At 34.8% G+C, this 19,748-nt stretch carries 19 protein-coding genes; 18 read left to right on the top strand and 1 reads right to left on the bottom strand.

The window, feature by feature from the left end; all coding sequences use genetic code 11:
* Positions 1-77 precede the first annotated feature (77 nt).
* The gene (locus tag V7056_RS11325; protein ID WP_088004009.1) at positions 78-365 is read right to left on the bottom strand and encodes an AbrB/MazE/SpoVT family DNA-binding domain-containing protein; all 288 of its coding nucleotides are present in this window, start codon (positions 363-365) and stop codon (positions 78-80) included.
* Positions 366-669: 304 nt separating this feature from the next.
* Between V7056_RS11325 and metG the strand changes: the two genes are divergently transcribed.
* The 18 genes from metG (at position 670) to spoVT (ending at position 19,513) form a co-directional block, all read left to right on the top strand.
* The gene (gene metG / locus V7056_RS11320; RefSeq protein WP_499701983.1) at positions 670-2,649 is read left to right on the top strand and encodes a methionine--tRNA ligase; all 1,980 of its coding nucleotides are present in this window, start codon (positions 670-672) and stop codon (positions 2,647-2,649) included.
* 423 nt (positions 2,650-3,072) lie between these two features.
* Positions 3,073-3,843, top strand: a complete 771-nt coding sequence (locus V7056_RS11315; protein ID WP_499701981.1) for a TatD family hydrolase — start codon at positions 3,073-3,075, stop codon at positions 3,841-3,843.
* 183 nt (positions 3,844-4,026) lie between these two features.
* On the top strand, positions 4,027-5,235 hold the full coding sequence (locus V7056_RS11310) for a resuscitation-promoting factor (protein ID WP_499701979.1): 1,209 nt from the start codon (positions 4,027-4,029) through the stop codon (positions 5,233-5,235).
* A 295-nt stretch (positions 5,236-5,530) separates the two neighbouring features.
* Positions 5,531-6,085: a ribonuclease M5 gene (gene rnmV / locus V7056_RS11305; RefSeq protein WP_499701977.1), complete on the top strand. Its 555-nt coding sequence runs from the start codon at positions 5,531-5,533 to the stop codon at positions 6,083-6,085.
* Positions 6,085-6,960 carry a 16S rRNA (adenine(1518)-N(6)/adenine(1519)-N(6))-dimethyltransferase RsmA gene (gene rsmA, locus V7056_RS11300; protein ID WP_499701975.1) on the top strand — a complete coding sequence of 292 codons (876 nt, stop codon included), beginning with the start codon at positions 6,085-6,087 and terminating at the stop codon, positions 6,958-6,960. The genes rnmV and rsmA overlap by 1 nt, the downstream gene beginning before the upstream one ends.
* A 220-nt stretch (positions 6,961-7,180) precedes the next feature.
* Positions 7,181-8,056, top strand: coding sequence for a sporulation peptidase YabG (gene yabG, locus V7056_RS11295; protein WP_499701973.1), 876 nt, complete (start codon positions 7,181-7,183; stop codon positions 8,054-8,056).
* Positions 8,057-8,262: 206 nt separating this feature from the next.
* Positions 8,263-8,532, top strand: coding sequence for a biofilm formation stimulator Veg (veg, locus tag V7056_RS11290; protein ID WP_069033953.1), 270 nt, complete (start codon positions 8,263-8,265; stop codon positions 8,530-8,532).
* A 91-nt stretch (positions 8,533-8,623) separates the two neighbouring features.
* A complete protein-coding gene (locus V7056_RS11285) occupies positions 8,624-8,803 on the top strand; it encodes a small, acid-soluble spore protein, alpha/beta type (protein WP_088004024.1) in 180 nt (59 codons plus the stop codon).
* A 164-nt stretch (positions 8,804-8,967) separates the two neighbouring features.
* Positions 8,968-9,837 (top strand): 4-(cytidine 5'-diphospho)-2-C-methyl-D-erythritol kinase, encoded by an 870-nt coding sequence (gene ispE / locus V7056_RS11280; RefSeq protein WP_499701970.1) that lies wholly within the window; start codon positions 8,968-8,970, stop codon positions 9,835-9,837.
* 53 nt (positions 9,838-9,890) lie between these two features.
* Complete coding sequence (gene purR, locus V7056_RS11275) at positions 9,891-10,727, top strand: pur operon repressor (protein ID WP_499701968.1); 837 nt, start codon at positions 9,891-9,893, stop codon at positions 10,725-10,727.
* A 51-nt stretch (positions 10,728-10,778) separates the two neighbouring features.
* Positions 10,779-11,150 carry a RidA family protein gene (locus V7056_RS11270; RefSeq protein ID WP_499701966.1) on the top strand — a complete coding sequence of 124 codons (372 nt, stop codon included), beginning with the start codon at positions 10,779-10,781 and terminating at the stop codon, positions 11,148-11,150.
* 217 nt (positions 11,151-11,367) lie between these two features.
* Positions 11,368-11,658, top strand: a complete 291-nt coding sequence (spoVG, locus tag V7056_RS11265) for a septation regulator SpoVG (protein ID WP_056474486.1) — start codon at positions 11,368-11,370, stop codon at positions 11,656-11,658.
* 132 nt (positions 11,659-11,790) lie between these two features.
* Entirely contained in the window at positions 11,791-13,149 is a 1,359-nt protein-coding gene (gene glmU / locus V7056_RS11260) for a bifunctional UDP-N-acetylglucosamine diphosphorylase/glucosamine-1-phosphate N-acetyltransferase GlmU (protein WP_499701963.1), read from the top strand.
* A gap of 39 nt (positions 13,150-13,188) precedes the next feature.
* Entirely contained in the window at positions 13,189-14,142 is a 954-nt protein-coding gene (locus V7056_RS11255) for a ribose-phosphate diphosphokinase (RefSeq protein ID WP_499701961.1), read from the top strand.
* Between the two features lie 96 nt (positions 14,143-14,238).
* Complete coding sequence (pth, locus tag V7056_RS11250; protein WP_499701959.1) at positions 14,239-14,802, top strand: aminoacyl-tRNA hydrolase; 564 nt, start codon at positions 14,239-14,241, stop codon at positions 14,800-14,802.
* Positions 14,803-14,894: 92 nt separating this feature from the next.
* Positions 14,895-15,128, top strand: coding sequence for an anti-sigma-F factor Fin (locus tag V7056_RS11245; RefSeq protein ID WP_499701957.1), 234 nt, complete (start codon positions 14,895-14,897; stop codon positions 15,126-15,128).
* A 125-nt stretch (positions 15,129-15,253) separates the two neighbouring features.
* Complete coding sequence (gene mfd / locus V7056_RS11240; protein WP_499701955.1) at positions 15,254-18,784, top strand: transcription-repair coupling factor; 3,531 nt, start codon at positions 15,254-15,256, stop codon at positions 18,782-18,784.
* A 192-nt stretch (positions 18,785-18,976) separates the two neighbouring features.
* The gene (gene spoVT, locus V7056_RS11235; protein ID WP_499701953.1) at positions 18,977-19,513 is read left to right on the top strand and encodes a stage V sporulation protein T; all 537 of its coding nucleotides are present in this window, start codon (positions 18,977-18,979) and stop codon (positions 19,511-19,513) included.
* The last annotated feature ends 235 nt before the right edge of the window (positions 19,514-19,748 follow it).

Genomic DNA, 19,748 nt, shown 5'->3' with positions numbered 1-19,748 from the left:
TCATTTATACGAATGAATCATGTGAGATGATTGATTTGTAGAGGAGAATGCAATTAAATCAGGCAGCCTCTTCAAAGTTAATTTTTTATGTCAGATAAAAACTGTTCAATTTCAAATTTCAGTAATTCTGCACCTTTTTTACTTAGTACAATTTTACCTTCTGCTATTTCAAGATTGTGATTAGAGATTTCTCCAGTCATCAAGCAAGTCATATTTGGTTGGTATTTTTTTAGGACAATACGATCCTCTTCTACAAATATTTCGAGAGTATCTCTTTCTGTGATGTTAAGTGTTCTACGAAGTTCGATCGGTATGACTACACGCCCTAATTCGTCTACTTTTCGAACAATGCCTGTTGATTTCATGATTAGCCCTCCTAAAATAATATTAAATGTAATATATCAAAAAATGTAACAGTATAAGGGAATTTAGTACTTATGGTTACATAATGATTAAATAGAATAGTGAAGCATAAAAAATATGTATATTTACGAGAAATAATAGAAATAGATGTTACTATTGTGTAAAATTTAACTTAGAAAAATAAGTATGATTTTGTGAAAAGATGGAATATGCAGACAACTCAATTTTCATTTTATAATGAAATGCAAAATCATGCGAATAATTTAGTGTCAATATTTAGAATTTATTGAAGGAGGAGATTTAGGAATGAGTAAAAAAACTTTTTATATTACTACTCCAATTTATTATCCGAGCGGAAAATTACATATAGGTCATGCATATACAACTGTTGCTGGGGATGCGATGGCTAGATATAAAAGACTGCAAGGATTTGATGTGTTTTATTTAACGGGGACGGATGAGCATGGTCAAAAAATTCAACGTAAAGCTGAAGAGTTAAACGTCTCACCTCAAAAATACTTAGACGATATTGTTGTTGGGATTAAGGACCTCTGGAAGAAATTAGATATCTCTTATGATGATTTTATTCGTACAACAGAAACAAGACATAAGGATATTGTTGAGAAAATATTTAAACAATTACTTGATCAAGGTGATATCTATTTAGATGAATATGAGGGTTGGTATTCAGTACCAGATGAAACATATTACACAGAAACGCAACTTGTTGATCCAATTCATGACGCTGACGGGAAAGTAATCGGTGGGAAAAGTCCTGACAGCGGTCACCCTGTTGAGCTAGTTAAAGAAGAGTCTTATTTCTTTAAGATGAGCAAATATGCCGACCGACTGTTAAAATACTATGAAGAAAATCCTGAGTTTATACAACCAGAATCACGCAAAAATGAAATGATAAATAACTTTATAAAGCCAGGCTTAGAAGATTTAGCTGTTTCTAGAACTTCATTCGATTGGGGTGTAAAAGTTCCAGGAAATGCAAAACATGTTATTTATGTTTGGATAGACGCTTTATCTAATTATATTACAGCGTTAGGTTATGGGACTGACAACGAAGAACTATATAAAAAATATTGGCCGGCAAATGTACATTTAGTGGGTAAAGAAATTGTACGTTTCCATACTATTTATTGGCCAATTATGTTAATGGCATTAGATTTACCTTTACCAAAGAAAGTTTTTGCACACGGTTGGTTATTAATGAAAGACGGTAAAATGAGTAAATCAAAAGGAAATGTTGTCGATCCAGTTACTTTAATAGATCGTTATGGATTAGATGCGCTACGTTACTATTTATTACGCGAAGTACCATTTGGTTCAGATGGAATATTTACGCCTGAAGGCTTTGTTGATCGTATTAATTTTGATCTAGCAAATGACTTAGGTAATTTATTAAATCGTACAATTGCAATGATTGAAAAATACTTTGACGGAAACATCCCTTCAGTGAAAGGGACAGTTACTGAGTTTGATGAAAATCTTCAACAAGTTGCTAAAAATACTAAAATATCAGTAGAAGAAGCAATGGAGAATATGGAGTTTTCAGTTGCATTAACTCATATTTGGCAATATGTTAGCCGTACAAATAAGTATATTGATGAGACACAACCTTGGGTACTTGCTAAAGATGAAAGTAGAATTGAAGAATTAGCTTCTGTTATGGCACACTTAGCAGAATCATTACGCCAAGTAGGTATTTTATTAAAGCCATTTTTAACACAGACTCCAGCGAAGATATTTGCTCAATTAGGTTTAACGAATGAAAGTATCTTAACTTGGGCAAGTCTAAGTGAGTTTGGTGCAATAAATGAAGGGATAAAGGTACAAAAAGCAGAACCAATATTCCCTCGTTTAGAAACTGAGCCAGAAGTTGCTTATATAAAGGAACAAATGCAAGGTACTGTAAAACCTGTAGAGGAAAAAGTAGAAGTAGAAGATACTACTCCTGAAATTACAATCGATGATTTCTTTAAAGTGCAGTTAAAAGTTGCAGAAGTAAAAGAAGCAAGTGCTGTAAAAGGTGCAAAAAAACTTCTAAAACTGCAATTAGACTTAGGAAATGAATCAAGACAAGTCATCTCAGGAATAGCAGAACACTATGAGCCAGCAGATTTAGTTGGTAGAAAAGTTATCTGTGTAACGAATTTAAAACCAGCTAAGTTAAGAGGAGAATTATCTGAAGGTATGATCCTAGCAGGCAGTATAGATGGAAAGCTTTCTCTTGCAACAATTGATCAATCTCTACCAAACGGTACGATTATTAAATAGTGTTACTAAGAAGAGTGTTTCGTGTAAAACTATACATGGAACACTTTTTCTTATTGAGTTATTTTTCTAAAATAATTGTTATTCTATGTAGAATTTTGCGTAAAAATTTAAGTTACTTAGAATAATCCAATATTTTGTAGGTTTTTGGAATGAAGCAGTAGCCGGTTTGTTAGAATGTGTCATTATATGAGGAAAATGTTACAGATAGATTACAATCATGAAATTAAAAAAATTGTCTTATTTTGAGAAGCGCACTAGGAAAGTCCTTCTATTTCATAGGATTAGCTTAAAAGACCTATTAAAAAAGGATTAGAAAATCGTTAATTTAAGACATTTCTTTTTGTAACGGAATTGTTAACTGTGCGTTAGGTAAGAAATTTTATAGCATGTTAGACTAAATTTCATAAGCGAAGGAGATATAAAATGCTTTTCGATACACATGTTCATTTAAATGCAGATCAATACAAGGAAGACCTTGAGGAAGTAATTAAACGATCTCTTGAAGCTGGAGTTGTTCATCAAGTAGTTGTTGGCTTTGATAGACCAACTATTACAAAGGCTATGGAGTTAGTAGAGGAATACGATTTTCTTTACGCAGCTATTGGCTGGCATCCAGTTGATGCTATTGATGCAACTGAAGAAGATTTTGAATGGATTAAAGAGTTATCTAAACATCCAAAAGTAGTAGCAATAGGTGAAACAGGTTTGGATTATTATTGGGATAAGTCACCTAAAGAAATTCAACAAGAAGTCTTTCGTAAACAAATTCGACTAGCGAAAGAACTGAAATTACCTATTGTTATACACAATCGAGACGCAACTGAAGATATTGTTACAATATTAAAAGAAGAAAATGCATCAGAAGTAGGCGGCATAATGCACTGCTTCGGCGGTAGTGTGGAGACTGCAAAAGAATGTATCAATATGAACTTCTATATTTCATTAGGAGGTCCTGTTACATTTAAAAATGCAAAAAAACCAAAAGAAGTAGCGACTGAGATTCCGTTAGAAAATTTATTAATCGAAACGGACTGTCCATACTTAACCCCACACCCGTTTAGAGGAAAAAGAAACGAACCTAGCTATGTATCACTTGTTGCTGAAGAAATTGCACGTTTAAAAGACATTCCAGTTGAAGAAGTTCAAAAGAGAACGTTTGATAATGCGTGTAAAGTTTTTCAGATTAACAAATGATGTTATGAACTTTTACGAATAGATACTATTTGTCACAGTTCACGTATGAAGAGTTGAAGGATTTGTCGAAAAAAAACTCTTCTACTTCTAAATCTAGTAAACATACATTCAGTAGAGTAGAAGCTAGTTAATAGGTTTGGAGCTAGTCAATCTTTTTTCTCATAGTAAAGGAGGAGTAAAATCGTGATAGACGCGAATAGGTTACTTTCTAGACTTGGGAGTAGTAAAAAACTAGCAGTACAACTTGCAGGAGCTTTAGTTTTCACTGGATCAGTAGGTACAGGAGCATATGAGGGACTTAAAGAACAGGTAACTCTTGAGGTAGACGGGAAAGAACAGGTTATTCAAACACATGCTAATACTGTGGCTGAATTATTAAAAGAACAAAATGTAACAATCACAAATCAGGATGAAATCTATCCATCTGCTAAGTCAAAAATAACAGATGATATGGATATCATTATCCAACATGCGAAACCTGTAAAGCTTACAATTAATGGGCAAGAGAAAGTGATTATGACAACTGCTCAAACTGTCCAAGAATTATTAAGCGAAGAAAAAATTAAAGTAAATCAGGATGATGTAATCATGCCTGCATTAACAACACCATTAGAAGAAAATGAAGAAATTAGTTATGAAAAAGCTTTTCCTTTAGTACTTAATGATGGTGGAAAACCGAAAAAAGTATTTTCAACTTCGACTACTGTCGCTGACTTTTTAGATAAACAAAACATTACTTTAAATGAATATGATCGAGTTGAACCAGCGATTGATGAAACGGTTGAACAAAACGATACAGTTAGAGTAATACGCGTTGAAAAGGTCAACGATGTAGTTGAAGAGGAAGTAGATTATCAAGAAAAAGAGAAAAATGATTTTTCAATGTTTAAAGATGAATCAGCGGTTATTACTGAAGGTGTAAAAGGTCTTGTAAAACGAAACTTCGAAATTATTAAAGAAAATGGTAAGGTAGTTTCTAAAACGATTATCGATGAAGAAATTTTAAAAGAACCAGTTGATCGAGTAGTAGCTGTAGGTACAAAATCTGTGCCAGCATCTAGTGCATTGGTAAAGTCTAGTGCACCGAAAGTAAAAGGTAAGGTAAAAGAAATGTATGTAGAAGCTACAGCATATTCTCCTTATGACGCTGGTATGAGTGGTATTACGGCTACTGGTATTAATATCCGTAAAAATCCAAATACCAAGTTAATTGCAGTTGACCCTGATGTTATTCCATTAGGATCGAAAGTATGGGTTGAAGGCTATGGCGTTGCTATTGCTGGAGATACTGGTGGTGCAATTGACGGACGTCGTATTGATATTTTAATGCCTACAAAAGACGAGTGTTTTGATTTCGGTCGTCGTACTGTTAAAATTCGTATTCTTGATTGATTATATTTAAAATAGGTTTCCTATTAATAGTCTGGCTTTATTAGCTTTCATTTAAAAGACTATTGTTTTTAATAGGTTCTATAGTCAAATAAACCAATTAATAAATTAGTTGACGAAAACCATAGGTATCCATTCCTATTTTGGAAATCAACAGTCATTTTTAAAATAAATATCGATGATTAGAAAAGTAGAAGGATAAGTCCTTCTGCTTTTTTTTATACTAAATTTAACATGATATGAAGTTTTCTTTTCCTTATGGTATGATTACATATACTTGAACTGTATGGAGGAACAAATGAAGATTAAAGAAATCATTGTTGTCGAAGGTAAAGATGATACAGCGGCAATAAAGAGAGCTGTAGACGCGGATACAATTGAAACGAGTGGCTCGGCGATCAATAAAGAAACATTAAAACTAATCAAACATGCACAAGAAACGAGAGGCGTTATCGTATTTACAGATCCTGATTATCCGGGACAACGAATTCGTTCAATCATTAAAGAAAATATCCCTGGCTGCAAGCATGCATTCTTACCAAAAGAAGAAGCAGTTCGTTCCGGTAAAAAAGGATTAGGAATTGAACATGCAACACGAGAATCTATTCGAAATGCATTGCTCCATGTAAAGCAAGAATTTGTAGAAGTGGTCTCTGACATTACGAAGGAAGACTTAGTAGATGCAGGTTTTATTGGACATCCAAAATCGAGTGAAAGACGAGATAAACTAGGAAAGCTTCTGAATATTGGTTATACAAATGGCAAGCAATTAGAGAAAAGACTGCAAATGTTTCAAATCTCCAAAGAAGATTTTGGACAGGCAGTAAAAAAAGTTTTAATGGAGGAAAAGTGATGAAGGATATTGCAACACCTAGTCGTACAAAAGAAATATTGGCTAAGTACGATTTTTTCTTTAAAAAAAATTACGGTCAAAACTTCTTAATTGATACAAATATACTTGAGAATATTGTAAGTTATGCAGACTTAACAGAAGAAAGTTGTGCAATTGAAATTGGTCCTGGAATAGGAGCCCTGACAGAGCAAATTGCGAAACGTGCAAAAAAAGTATTGGCGTTCGAGATTGATAATCGACTAATACCAATATTAGAAGATACATTATCTCCGTATGATAATATTCAAATCATTAATGAGGATGTATTAAAGGCAGATGTAGAAAAAGCTATTGAAGAATTTTTGCCAAATGAAAAGGATATAATGGTAGTTGCAAATCTACCTTATTATGTAACAACGCCAATTATCATGAAGCTATTAACGGAAGGATTACCGATTCGAGGAATTGTTTGTATGCTTCAAAAAGAAGTAGCAGATCGAATTTCTGCAAAACCAAGTACGAAGGATTATGGCTCACTTTCGATTGCCATTCAATTCTATACACATGCTTCCACAGTCATGACAGTGCCTAGAACGGTTTTCATGCCACAACCAAATGTAGATTCGGCTGTTATCAAACTAATCAAAAGAGATCAACCAGCAGCGGAAGTAATAGACGAAACATTCTTTTTTGAAGTGGTTAGAGCTAGTTTTGCGCAACGAAGAAAAACCTTAAATAATAATTTATTAAATAACCTTCCTTTACTGAAAAAGGACAAATCTAAACTTGAAGCTTGTTTAGAGGAAGCTGGAATTGAAGGGACAAGACGAGGCGAAACACTAAGTATTCAAGAGTTTGCTACGTTGAGTAATAGTTTATATAAAAGTTTAAAATAAATAGTAGCTAAGGACAGTAAGCAATGTATTCATTGTTCACTGTCCTTTTTTATGTCTAGCGCTATATTCTATGTTTGTTAGTGAGAATAGCATATAACACGCCTCCACGAGGTTCTGTTCCTTTTTAAAACCACTTATCACCCTTTTCTAGGTGGACACATAATCTAAAAAAAGAGAGCCAACTCGTAGTGTGTATTTAAGTCATTTTGGAGGGGAAGGCATGAATATTAATGTAGGAGATATTGTTGAGCGAGCATCTTATAAATATGACTTACTTTTTCGAGTAGTGGAGATAAAACAAGACGGAGATGAAGTAACCGCTATTTTATATGGTGACGATTTTCGTTTAATTGCTGATGCGCCTTTATCCGACCTGCGAGTAATCATTGAGTCCGAATATCGCGAAAAAGGTAGAAGATCGTCTGTTCAAATAGATGAAAATTATAAGTTATTTAAAAGAGAGGCATTAGAGCAAAAAGAGAAACGTAAATTTGAAGCCACAAATGGATTTCGTACTGAAGTAAATTTATTTCAAATACCTGGAAGAGTACTGCATATTGATGGCGATCCACTTTACTTAAAGAAATGTATCGAGATGTACAACAAAATGGGTGTACCTGTAGAAGGAATCTATTGTAAAGAAAGAGAGTTACCTTCAAAAATTGGTTATTATTTAGATCATTACCGTCCTGATATATTGGTTATTACAGGTCACGATGCATATACAAAAGCAAAAGGTCTTGTGACGGATTTAGAGGCATATCGACATTCGAAGTTTTTTGTCGAAGCAGTGAAAGAAGCAAGAAAGAAGGTTCCTTCATTGGATCATTTGGTCATTTTTGCCGGAGCATGTCAGTCACACTTTGAAGCAATTATAAGAGCAGGTGCAAATTTCGCTAGTTCACCAACACGGGTCAATATTCATGCTTTAGATCCAGTTTATGTGGTGGGGAAAATAAGCTTTACTTCTTTTATGGACCGAGTAAATGTATATGAAGTCGTCCGAAATACAATCACAGGTGAAAAAGGACTTGGCGGTATAGAAACCAAAGGGATTTTAAGGACCGGATTACCTTTTCAAACGATGGAAGAATAGTAAGAAGGATTTTCTACTTGAACGAAACATTTCGTTTGTAGAAAATCTTTTTTTATTTTCATACATAAAATAGCGGATTCTAACAAATATTATGGTGGTGAAGAAAATTTTTTATTGACATGTATCCTGTCTCGTTGGTATAATTTTATGTTTTGTTGACTTATTTTACATATGATGGTATACTTGTCAGAGTGAGGTGGTATGAAATGGCAAAAAAATTATCTGAAATAAAGGATACTTTAGATAGTCATGTTGGACAACGACTTACATTAAAGGCAAACAGCGGACGCAGAAAAACTGTAGAAAGATCCGGTGTATTAGCAGAAACATATCCATCCATATTTGTAGTACAACTAGATCAAGAAGAGAACGCATTTGAACGCTTATCTTTCAGTTATGCAGATATTTTAACAGAAACAGTTGAATTGTTTTTCTGTGATGACCATACAAGTGGACTAATGGCGAACGGACAGTAGACTAACTACTGTCTCTTTTCTTTTTATGACTAATGAAATAAAAAAATTTACATATACTAACCCTGTCGAAGTTGAAAAGGGGGTTGCTTTTTTGGGAAGAAGAAGAGGAATTATGTCAGAGAAGTTTAAAGAAGAGCTTGCAAAAGATTTAGGGTTCTATGACGTTGTTCAAAAAGAAGGCTGGGGAGGCATCCGAGCGAAGGATGCCGGCAACATGGTTAAAAGAGCAATCCAATTAGCTGAGTTACAATTATCAAATAAGCAACAGTAATAAATATTCACTTCGATAAAACCGAAGCTATTTGCTTCGGTTTTTTGTGACCTTTCGTAACAGAAAGTGAAGGGGTAAATGGTACTTTCATAATGGTAGATTTTTCTTATGAGTTAATTATGATACAATAGCAAAAAAGTAGTGTTCATAAGAAGGTGAAAATAATGAAGTTAATGGTAAAGGCTCCAGCGAAAATAAACCTTTCATTAGATGTCGTTGGTAAAAGAGACGACGGATATCATGATGTAAAAATGATTATGACGACAATTGATTTAGCTGATCGAATCGAGTTAGAGCTACTTCAAGAAGATAAGATTATTGTTACATCACATAATCGATATGTGCCTGATGATCAACGTAATTTAGCGTACCAGGCAGCAGTAGTATTGAAAGAGATGTTCGGAATTAAGCAAGGAGCTCATATTTTTATTACAAAAAACATTCCTGTTGCTGCTGGATTAGCAGGAGGAAGCTCAGATGCCGCAGCAGTGTTAAGAGGATTAAATAAACTTTGGAATCTCAATTGCTCACTAGATGAATTAGCTGAAATTGGTTCAAAGATTGGATCGGATGTATCTTTTTGTGTTTATGGTGGAACAGCAATTGCAACTGGACGTGGAGAAAAAATCCAACATATTGATACACCACCACCGTGTTGGGTGATTTTAGCAAAGCCAGCGCAAGGTGTGTCTACTGCAACTGTTTATCAAAAGCTTAAACTAGATGACGTGAAGCATCCAGACGTAGATAAAATGGTCCAAGCTATATCTGAAAAAAAATATGAAGATATTTGTGATTCTTTAGGTAATGTACTAGAATCCGTTACATTACAATTACATCCTGAAGTCGCAATGATTAAAGAACAAATGAAAAGGTTCGGTGCAGATGCAGTCCTAATGAGCGGTAGTGGTCCAACTGTATTCGGATTGGTTAGACATGATTCAAGAATGAACCGGGTTTACAATGGATTAAAAGGATTTTGTGACCAGGTTTATGCAGTTCGTCTGTTAGGTGAACGTGAAAAACTTGATTAAATACGAATATTATTATAAAATTTTTATAAAATATTCGTGATTTGAGGTGCTCCATGAAAATTAGAAGAAGCTCTCGTCTTGTAGGTATGACCCATTACTTATTACATCACCCACAACAGTTAGTATCATTGACGTTTTTTGCTGAACTATATGCCTCTGCAAAATCTTCTGTTAGTGAAGACTTGGGTATTATAAAGCAAACGTTTGAACAGCAAGGTATTGGAACACTCGTGACCGTTCCAGGAGCGGCTGGTGGGGTTAAATATATTCCTAGTATTAGTATTCAAGAAGTAAATTCGACAATAGAAGAACTTTGTAGCTTAATTCAAACCCCAGACAGATTGTTACCTGGTGGATATCTTTATATGACTGATATACTGAGTAATCCTAACTATGTAAATAGTGTTGGCCGTATGTTTGCTTCAATATTTGGTGACAAAAAAGTAGACTTAGTTATGACAGTTGCGACAAAGGGTATTCCTTTAGCGTATGCAGTTGCTAATTACTTAAATGTACCAGTAGTAATTGTTCGTCATGACAATAAGGTAACTGAAGGTTCAACGGTTAGTATCAATTATGTTTCAGGTTCTACAAAGCGTATTCAAACGATGACTTTGGCGAAACGAAGTATTGAAACTGGTTCAAATGTATTAATCATTGATGATTTTATGAAAGCTGGCGGCACAATTACTGGAATGAAGAATTTATTGAAGGAATTCCAAGCTAATGTTGCAGGGATTGGCGTTTTAGTAGAAGCGGTTAATATTGAAGAGAGATTAGTTGAAGATTACATAACACTTGTGAAATTATCAGAAGTGAATGAAAGAGAACAACTAATACGCGTAGAAAAAGGTAATTTCCTTGAAGAATCATTTATGAAATCAGAATAGTATCTCGAGCAATCGAGCTATTTGTCATAATATTAGAAGGGAAGAGAGAGAATGCAAATTATTCATACTGATCATGCCCCAAAAGCTATTGGACCATATTCACAAGCTTTGATAGCTAATGGTTTATTGTACACTTCTGGACAGATTCCATTACTTGTTGATGGGACAATTATTGAAGGCGGAATCGAAGAACAAACAAAACAAGTTTTTGCGAATTTAAAAGCAGTACTTGAAGAAGCTGGTACTGATTTATCAAAAGTAGTAAAAACAACTGTGTTTTTAAAAGACTTAACAACTTTTGCAGATTTCAATAGTGTTTATGAAGAATTCTTTAATGAACATAAGCCTGCAAGAAGCTGTGTTGAGGTAGCAAGATTACCAAAAGATGTGCTTGTTGAGATCGAATGTATAGCAATTGTGTAAAACCTGAAACTTTTTCAGGTTTTTTTTTATATTTTTTTCTAAATTCCTAAATTTTACATAAAAAATTCCGATAAATTACTTGAGGCCTCTTATTTAACAAATATTTTTAAAAAATCTAAAAATTTATTACATAAAAAATTTTCCAAAAAGAAGGAAATTTTTGATAACTGTTGAAACTAACTAGTATTGCTTAAAGATGATAAAGGTGGTGAACAAGATGGAAGTGACAGACGTAAGACTACGCCGCGTAAATACGGAAGGTCGTATGAGAGCAATCGCATCAATCACACTGGATCATGAATTTGTCGTTCATGATATTCGAGTTATTGATGGTAATAACGGTTTATTTGTAGCGATGCCAAGTAAACGTACTCCAGATGGAGAATTCCGTGATATCGCTCATCCGATTAACTCTTCAACTCGTAGCAAAATACAGGATTCTGTATTAGCTGAATATCACCGTGTAGGTGAGTTAGAAGAAGACTTTGAAGAAGCAGGTGCTTCTTAAAAATATGACTAAAAAGAACCCGTTAATGTATAATGGGTTCTTTTTTTATGGTATAATAACATGAATGTATATCGTTAAAAAATGTTAATAATTACATTTTAATTTATGTATATAGATTGATGGAGGACGAAAATGTCAAATAAATATGCGATTGTTCTAGCGGCAGGTAAAGGTACTAGAATGAAATCAAAATTATATAAAGTACTTCATCCTGTATGTGGTAAACCAATGGTACAACATGTTGTTGATCATGTAAAATCAGTAGGCGTACAAAATGTTGTCACTGTAGTTGGTCACGGTGCTGAATTAGTGAAAACACAATTAGGTGAATATAGTGAATACGCTCTACAGGCTGATCAGTTAGGAACTGCTCATGCAGTTATTCAAGCGGCTCCACTTTTAAAGGATAAAGAAGGTACAACTTTAGTAATTTGTGGGGATACACCATTAATTACACCTGAAACAATACAAGCACTTTTTGAAGAACATGAAAGATTACAGGCAAAAGCTACCATTTTAACTGCTCACCTTGAGGATTCGACAGGTTATGGTAGAATAATTAGGAGTAATGATGGATCAGTACAAAAAATTGTTGAACACAAGGATGCATCTCCTGAAGAATTAGCTGTTCAAGAAATTAATACTGGAACATATTGCTTTGACAATAAGGCATTATTCGAAGCCTTAAACGCAGTTAATAATGATAACTCACAAGGTGAATACTATTTACCAGACGTTATTGAAATATTAAAAGAACAAAATCAAATCGTAGCAGCATACAAAACACCAAATTTCGATGAAACATTAGGTGTAAATGATAGATATGCCTTATCAATGGCTGAAACACTAATGCGCAAAGTCATTAATAAGAAACATATGCTAAATGGTGTTACAATCATTGACCCAGCAAGTACTTATATTTCTGCGGATGCAGTAATTGGTGAAGATACAATTATTTATCCTGGCACAATGATTTATGGTAATAGTATAATTGGAACTGATTGTGTAATCGGACCAAATACTGAAATAATCGATAGTGAAATTGGGAATGAAACAAGCATTAAACAATCTGTAGTTCACGAAAGCAAAATTGGCGACTCAACAACAGTTGGACCATTTGCACATATTCGTCCAGCTACAACACTAGGTAATGAAGTTCGAATCGGTAACTTCGTAGAAACGAAAAAAGTTACATTCGGTAATGGCAGTAAAGCATCTCATTTAAGCTATATTGGTGATGCAGAGGTTGGCCAAGGCGTAAATATTGGTTGTGGTTCAATCACTGTTAATTACGATGGGAAAAATAAGTTTAAAACAATTATTGAAGATCATGTCTTTGTTGGTTGTAACTCTAACTTAATTGCACCTGTAACTGTGAAAAAAGGTTCATATATTGCGGCTGGATCTACAATTACTGATGAGGTTCCAGAAGATTCTCTTGCAATCGCAAGAGCAAGGCAAGTGAACAAAGAAGGATACTATAAAAATTAATTATAGATAAAAAGAAAAAAAGCGGAGGGTACACGAAACATGCCTAATCATTATCCAGACAAGCATTTAAAAGTATTTACTCTTAATTCGAATCCTAAATTAGCAGAAGAGATCGCAAAACACATTGGCGTAGAGCTTGGTAAATGCTCTGTTTCTCGTTTTAGTGACGGAGAAGTGCAAATTAATATAGAGGAAAGTATCCGTGGTTGTGATGTATTTATCATTCAATCAACTAGCTTTCCAGTAAATGAGAGCATCATGGAATTATTAATTATGATTGATGCGTTAAAACGTGCATCTGCAAAAACGATTAACCTTGTAATTCCATATTATGGTTATGCTCGTCAAGATCGTAAAGCTCGTTCACGTGAGCCGATTACATCTAAATTAGTTGCAAACCTACTTGAAACAGCTGGATCAACTCGAGTAATTACACTTGATTTACATGCACCACAAATTCAAGGTTTCTTCGATATTCCAATTGATCATTTATTAGGTGTACCTATCCTTTCTGACTATTTTAGAAAAAAACAGCTTGATGATATCGTAATCGTTTCTCCAGATCATGGTGGAGTAACAAGAGCGCGTAAAATGGCTGATCGCCTTAAGGCGCCTATTGCTATCATTGACAAACGTCGACCAAGACCAAATGTTTCTGAAGTTATGAATATTATTGGTAACATTGAAGGCAAAACGGCAATCTTAATCGATGATATCATTGATACAGCTGGTACGATTACCCTTGCTGCTAATGCTTTAGTAGAGCATGGAGCGAAAGAAGTATATGCTTGTTGTACACACCCTGTATTGTCTGGACCGGCACTTGATCGTATTGAAAACTCTTGCATTAAAGAATTAGTTGTAACAAATTCAATCTGTCTTGCTGAAGAGAAAAAAGCAGGAAAGCTTGTTGAATTATCTGTTGCTGGCCTACTTGGCGAAGCAATCATTCGTGTATATGAAGAGCAATCTGTAAGTACATTATTTGATTAATAGCTTGCATGTTGTCTGAAAGTATAAGAGGACGTAGCCCAAAGTGGTTACGTCTTTTCGTAATATCAGTACAGTTTGTTTTAGGGAGGTATAAAGATGAAGCTTTTTGTAGGGTTAGGAAACCCAGGAAGAGAGTATGAAAGAACGAGACATAACATTGGTTTTATTGCGATTGACGAATTAGCACATCGTCATGGAATACCATTAAATCAGCAAAAATTTAATGGTATTTATGGATCAGGAATGATAAATGGTGAAAAAGTATACTTACTTAAACCATTAACATATATGAACTTATCAGGAGAATGTGTTAGACCATTTATGGACTACTTTGATATTGATATCGAAGACTTAGTAGTACTTTATGATGAAATGGATATTCCAACCGGTAAGCTTCGTTTGCGTGGGAAAGGTAGCGCTGGTGGTCATAACGGAATTAAGTCTTTAATCCAACACTTTGGTACTCAGGAATTTCAAAGAATTCGTATCGGTGTAGACCGTCCAAGTAATGGAATGAGTGTTGTAAATCATGTACTCTCCAATTTTCATGAAGAGGAAGTAGCCGATGTAGTTGATGGTGTAAAGCGAGCTGCTGACGCATGTGAATACTTTTTAAAGCATCCATTTGTTGAAGTAATGAATCAATTTAATAAAAAATAAAAAACAGGAATTTGCGCCTTGGCATTGAATAAGTATAGTAAGTACAATCCATACTGTATATATGAATTTTATTATCGTATGGAGGCATCACGTTGGAATTATTAGAATGTCAGTGTAGATACTGCAACACGGTAATAGGTAGATTTGAAAAGAATCAATTACTACAATTAACCTCTTATTATTGCCATTCATTTGAAGCGGAATTAAGTGATTTTGTAAAATTTATTCAATCTCCTAACCAAGTTTTTCAAATTGTATGCGAGGATTGTGAAATGACACTTTCAGAATACCCACATTACCATCAATATAAAAATTTCATACATTAATTTGCCTTTGGTACCTACCTGAGGCGTTTTTCTGTTTTTTATTTCGAACAATGACAAATATGTTTCAACTAAGGGTATGTTTTTTTGAAATAGACTTAGATTGACTGTTAGGGGAGAATGACTTCGTGATTGGTTTAATTGAACAATTTAACCGGTATAATGATATAAAAAAAATAATAAGCGGTCTAAGAAACGGACTAAGAGAGCAATTAGTTACCAATTTAACTGGCTCTGCTAAAACCATATTAACTGGAGCAGTTTATAAGGAAACTAAAAAGACTCAATTAATCGTAACGAATAATCTTCTTCAAGCTCAAAAAGTTTTCGAAGATATAAAGTCTATATTGGGAGAAGAACAGGTTTTCTTATATCCAGCAAATGAACTGATTGCTTCAGAAATCGCAGTTTCAAGTCCTGAATTAAGATCACAAAGATTAATCGCATTAAATAGTTTAATGGCTAATAAAGCATCGGTCATCGTTACGCCTGTTTCAGGTTTAGTAGGCTATTTGCCATCACCAGAGCTATGGGCAAGCTATCAACTTCATTTTGAACTAGGTGAGGAAATAGATTTAACGACATTAGTATCTCAATTTGTACAAATGGGATATGTGAGAGTTGGAATGGTAGAAAGTAAAGGTGAGTTCAGCGTACGTGGAGGTATTTTAGATATTTATCCACTTACATACGAGGATCCTATCAGAATAGAATTATTTGATACTGAAATAGATTCGATCCGTTCTTTTTCTCCAGATAACCAAAGGTCAATCAATAAGTACGAAACTGTTCAGATTGGACCAGCAACAGAGAGAATTATCCCTAAAGCTGATTTACAATTAGGCGTTCAGCGAATTGAAGATGCGTTTAAATTTACACTTTCAAAAACGACTGACAAACAATTAAAAGAGACTTTGGTTGAAAAAGTGACGTATGATATTGAACAGTTAAAACAAGGTCAATTAATTGACCAAATATATAAGTACTTTGGGTTAATCTATGAAAAACAATTTAGTTTACTAGATTATATACCCAATGACGCAATCGTAATCGTTGATGAGATATCAAGGGTTCATGAAGTAGTAGAACAAATGAAGAAAGATGAGGCTGAGTGGTATACATCGTTATTAGCTGAAGGAAAAGCACTACAAGGTGTTACTTTCTCTCATGATTTTTTCCAATTGCTTCAGTCTAGAAAGCGCCAACAAATACATACTAGTCTATTTTCTAGAAGAGTTCCTCATACACATCCTGAACAAGTTGTGTCGATTCAATGTAAGTCAATGCAAGAGTTTCATGGGCAAATGAATTTGTTAAAAAATGAATTGGATCGTTGGAAGAAAAACAAATATACAATTGTAATGCTCGGCGAAAGTGATGAAAGAACTTTTAAAATAGAAAATATTTTAGAAGACTATAAAATGGAAGGCAAAATTGTTTCTTCTATTGATCAAATTAAGAGCGGCGAAGTGTATATTATGAAGGGTGAACTCCTTTCAGGTTTTGAACTCCCATTAGAAAAATTCGTCTTAATCACTGAGAGAGAGCTTTTTACAAAGAAAGCGAAAAAGCAAAAAAGAGTTAATACAAAACTATCAAATGCAGAACGAATTAAAAACTACTCTGAACTTAAAGTCGGGGATTATGTTGTACACGTTAATCATGGGATAGGTAAGTTTTTAGGAATTGAAACACTTGAGATAAATGGTATTCATAAAGACTATTTACACGTTAGATACCATGGTGATGACAAGTTATTTGTTCCAATCGAGCAAATCGATCAAGTGCAAAAATACGTAGGTTCTGAAGGTAAAGAACCAAAGATTTATAAGCTTGGTGGGTCGGATTGGAAAAAGGTTAAGAAAAAAGTTGAAGGCTCTGTTCAAGATATAGCAGATGATTTAATTAAATTATACGCAGAAAGAGAAGCGTCAAGAGGATATGCTTTCTCGCCAGATGGAGTAGAACAACAAGAGTTTGAATCTTCATTCCCATATCAAGAGACAGACGATCAAATTCGCTCTATTAGTGAAATTAAGAAAGACATGGAAAGAGAACGTCCTATGGATCGTCTATTATGTGGCGACGTAGGTTACGGGAAAACTGAAGTAGCAATTCGTGCTGCTTTTAAAGCGATTGTAGAAGGTAAGCAAGTAGCCTTTTTAGTGCCGACAACAATATTGGCACAGCAGCATTTTGAAACATTACGTGAAAGATTTCAGGATTTCCCAATAAATATAGGTTTATTAAATCGTTTCCGTTCCCGTAAACAACAACTTGAAACAATGAAAGGCCTAAAAGAAGGCTCGGTTGATATTGTAGTTGGAACGCATAGATTATTATCAAAAGATATAGTGTATAAGGATTTAGGTTTGTTGATCATCGATGAAGAGCAACGTTTTGGTGTATCACATAAAGAAAAGATTAAGCAATTAAAAGCAAATGTAGACGTTCTGACATTAACAGCAACACCGATACCACGTACACTTCACATGTCTATGCTTGGCGTTAGGGATTTATCAGTAATTGAAACACCGCCAGAAAATCGTTTCCCAGTTCAAACATACGTTGTAGAATACAATGCAGCATTAGTAAGAGAGGCGATTGAAAGAGAGTTGTCTCGAGACGGACAAATTTATTTCTTATATAACCGTGTAGAAGATATAGAACGTATGGCGGAACAAATTTCAATGCTAGTTCCCGATGCGAAAGTAGCAGTGGCACATGGTCGAATGAACGAAGGTGAACTCGAATCAGTTATGTATGCCTTCTTAGATGGGCAATATGACGTTCTAGTCAGTACGACGATCATTGAAACTGGTGTAGATATACCGAATGTAAATACGTTAATTGTGCATGATGCAGATCGTATGGGATTATCGACGCTTTACCAGTTAAGAGGAAGAGTAGGGCGATCAAACCGTGTAGCATATGCGTACTTTACGTATAAACAAGACAAAGTATTGACTGAGGTTGCTGAAAAACGCCTTCAAACAATTAAAGAATTTACTGAGCTCGGTTCAGGATTTAAGATTGCCATGCGTGACCTATCAATACGTGGAGCAGGTAATTTACTTGGGGCCCAACAGCATGGATTTATCGACTCTGTCGGATTTGACCTATACTCACAAATGCTGAAGGATGCAATTGAGCAACGTAGAGGCATTAAGAAGGAAGATCTAATTACTGTTGAAATAGATATCGAGGTAGACGCTTATTTACCTGATACTTATATTCAAGACAGTAAGCAAAAAATTGAAATGTATAAGCAATTTAGAAGAGTAGAGACGTTTGATGAATTAAACGATGTTCAAGATGAACTGATGGACCGATTTGGAGAATTCCCTGTAGAAGTTGGCTACTTATGTCAGGTTGCTCATATCAAGTTATTAGCTAACGCAGAGAAAATAGAACTGATTAAGCAAGCTAAATCAGAGGTTAGTATTTACTTCTCAGAAGCAGCAAGTGCAAATATTGATGGCGGAAAACTATTCAAGCTCTGCAGTTCTTATGGAAGAGGAATTGGACTTGGCATGGATGGTACTAAATTAAAAATTACACTAGATGTTAAAGGGAAAAAACCAGCTGACTGGTTAACAACACTTGAAGGACTAATTACCGGACTTAAAAATGTGAAAAAAGAAAGCGTAAATGCTTAACGAAATGTAGAAAAGTTACCAAAATGTGCTTACACTACTATAAATTTAGTAAAGGTGTCAAAAAATCTCACTTATTTTGTATAGAACGGAAGTTGTGAAGGATACTATCATTAATTAAGGGTGACCTTACCTCATTGTCACTCTCTTTCATAAACGTAGACAAGCAAGTAAGTGAGGAGGCGCTTTACAAGTATGAAGGCAACAGGAATTGTACGACGTATTGACGACTTAGGTCGAGTAGTAATACCCAAGGAAATCAGGAGAACTTTACGAATCCGTGAAGGTGATCCATTAGAAATATTTGTAGACAGAGATGGAGAAGTTATTTTAAAGAAATATTCACCTATTAGTGAATTAAGTGATTTCGCTAAGGAGTATGCAGATGCATTATACGATACACTGGGTCACACTGTTATCATAAGTGACCGTGATTCAGTAGTTGCAGTTGCAGGGGCTTCTAAGAAAGAATACTTAAACAAAAATATTGGTGATATTATTGAAAAAATCATGGCGGAACGAAATTCGAAAGTAATAAGTGAGCCTGGTGAAGCTTCTTTTATCGAAAGTGTAATTGAAAAATACCAATCCTATGCCGTAGGAGCAATCATCGCAAGTGGTGACCCCATCGGAGCAGTCGTTATCTTCTCCAAAGACAAAACGATCACAGAGGTTGAGAAAAAAGCAATCGACACAGCAACAAACTTCTTAGCAAGACAAATGGAGCAGTGAAAACGAAAAGTGGAGGCGACTGGTCAGCTCCGACAAGCATAAGAACAAGCACGGAGAAGGTGCTTTTTACCTTCTTTGGGATCGGTCTTATGACTCGAGGAGCTAGGAGCCGGAACTAGACACCACGAAAAGTGGAGGCGACTGGTCAGCTCCGACAAGCATAAGAACAAGCACGGAGAAGGTGCTTTTTACCTTCTTTGGGATTGGTCTTATGACTCGAGGAGTAAGGCGCCGG

This window comes from Bacillus sp. JJ664, assembly GCF_036962205.1.
Lineage (GTDB): Bacteria > Bacillota > Bacilli > Bacillales > Bacillaceae_G > Gottfriedia.
The sequence above is the reverse complement of the archived record's forward strand: the minus strand, read 5'-3'. Positions and strand labels throughout refer to the sequence as shown.

Coding starts and splice junctions, on each gene's coding strand:
- V7056_RS11325 (WP_088004009.1), bottom strand. CDS start 365: ATGAAATCAACAGGCATTGTTCGAAAAGTAGACGAATTAGGGCGTGTA.
- metG (WP_499701983.1), top strand. CDS start 670: ATGAGTAAAAAAACTTTTTATATTACTACTCCAATTTATTATCCGAGC.
- V7056_RS11315 (WP_499701981.1), top strand. CDS start 3,073: ATGCTTTTCGATACACATGTTCATTTAAATGCAGATCAATACAAGGAA.
- rnmV (WP_499701977.1), top strand. CDS start 5,531: ATGAAGATTAAAGAAATCATTGTTGTCGAAGGTAAAGATGATACAGCG.
- rsmA (WP_499701975.1), top strand. CDS start 6,085: ATGAAGGATATTGCAACACCTAGTCGTACAAAAGAAATATTGGCTAAG.
- yabG (WP_499701973.1), top strand. CDS start 7,181: ATGAATATTAATGTAGGAGATATTGTTGAGCGAGCATCTTATAAATAT.
- veg (WP_069033953.1), top strand. CDS start 8,263: ATGGCAAAAAAATTATCTGAAATAAAGGATACTTTAGATAGTCATGTT.
- ispE (WP_499701970.1), top strand. CDS start 8,968: ATGAAGTTAATGGTAAAGGCTCCAGCGAAAATAAACCTTTCATTAGAT.
- purR (WP_499701968.1), top strand. CDS start 9,891: ATGAAAATTAGAAGAAGCTCTCGTCTTGTAGGTATGACCCATTACTTA.
- V7056_RS11270 (WP_499701966.1), top strand. CDS start 10,779: ATGCAAATTATTCATACTGATCATGCCCCAAAAGCTATTGGACCATAT.
- spoVG (WP_056474486.1), top strand. CDS start 11,368: ATGGAAGTGACAGACGTAAGACTACGCCGCGTAAATACGGAAGGTCGT.
- glmU (WP_499701963.1), top strand. CDS start 11,791: ATGTCAAATAAATATGCGATTGTTCTAGCGGCAGGTAAAGGTACTAGA.
- V7056_RS11255 (WP_499701961.1), top strand. CDS start 13,189: ATGCCTAATCATTATCCAGACAAGCATTTAAAAGTATTTACTCTTAAT.
- pth (WP_499701959.1), top strand. CDS start 14,239: ATGAAGCTTTTTGTAGGGTTAGGAAACCCAGGAAGAGAGTATGAAAGA.
- spoVT (WP_499701953.1), top strand. CDS start 18,977: ATGAAGGCAACAGGAATTGTACGACGTATTGACGACTTAGGTCGAGTA.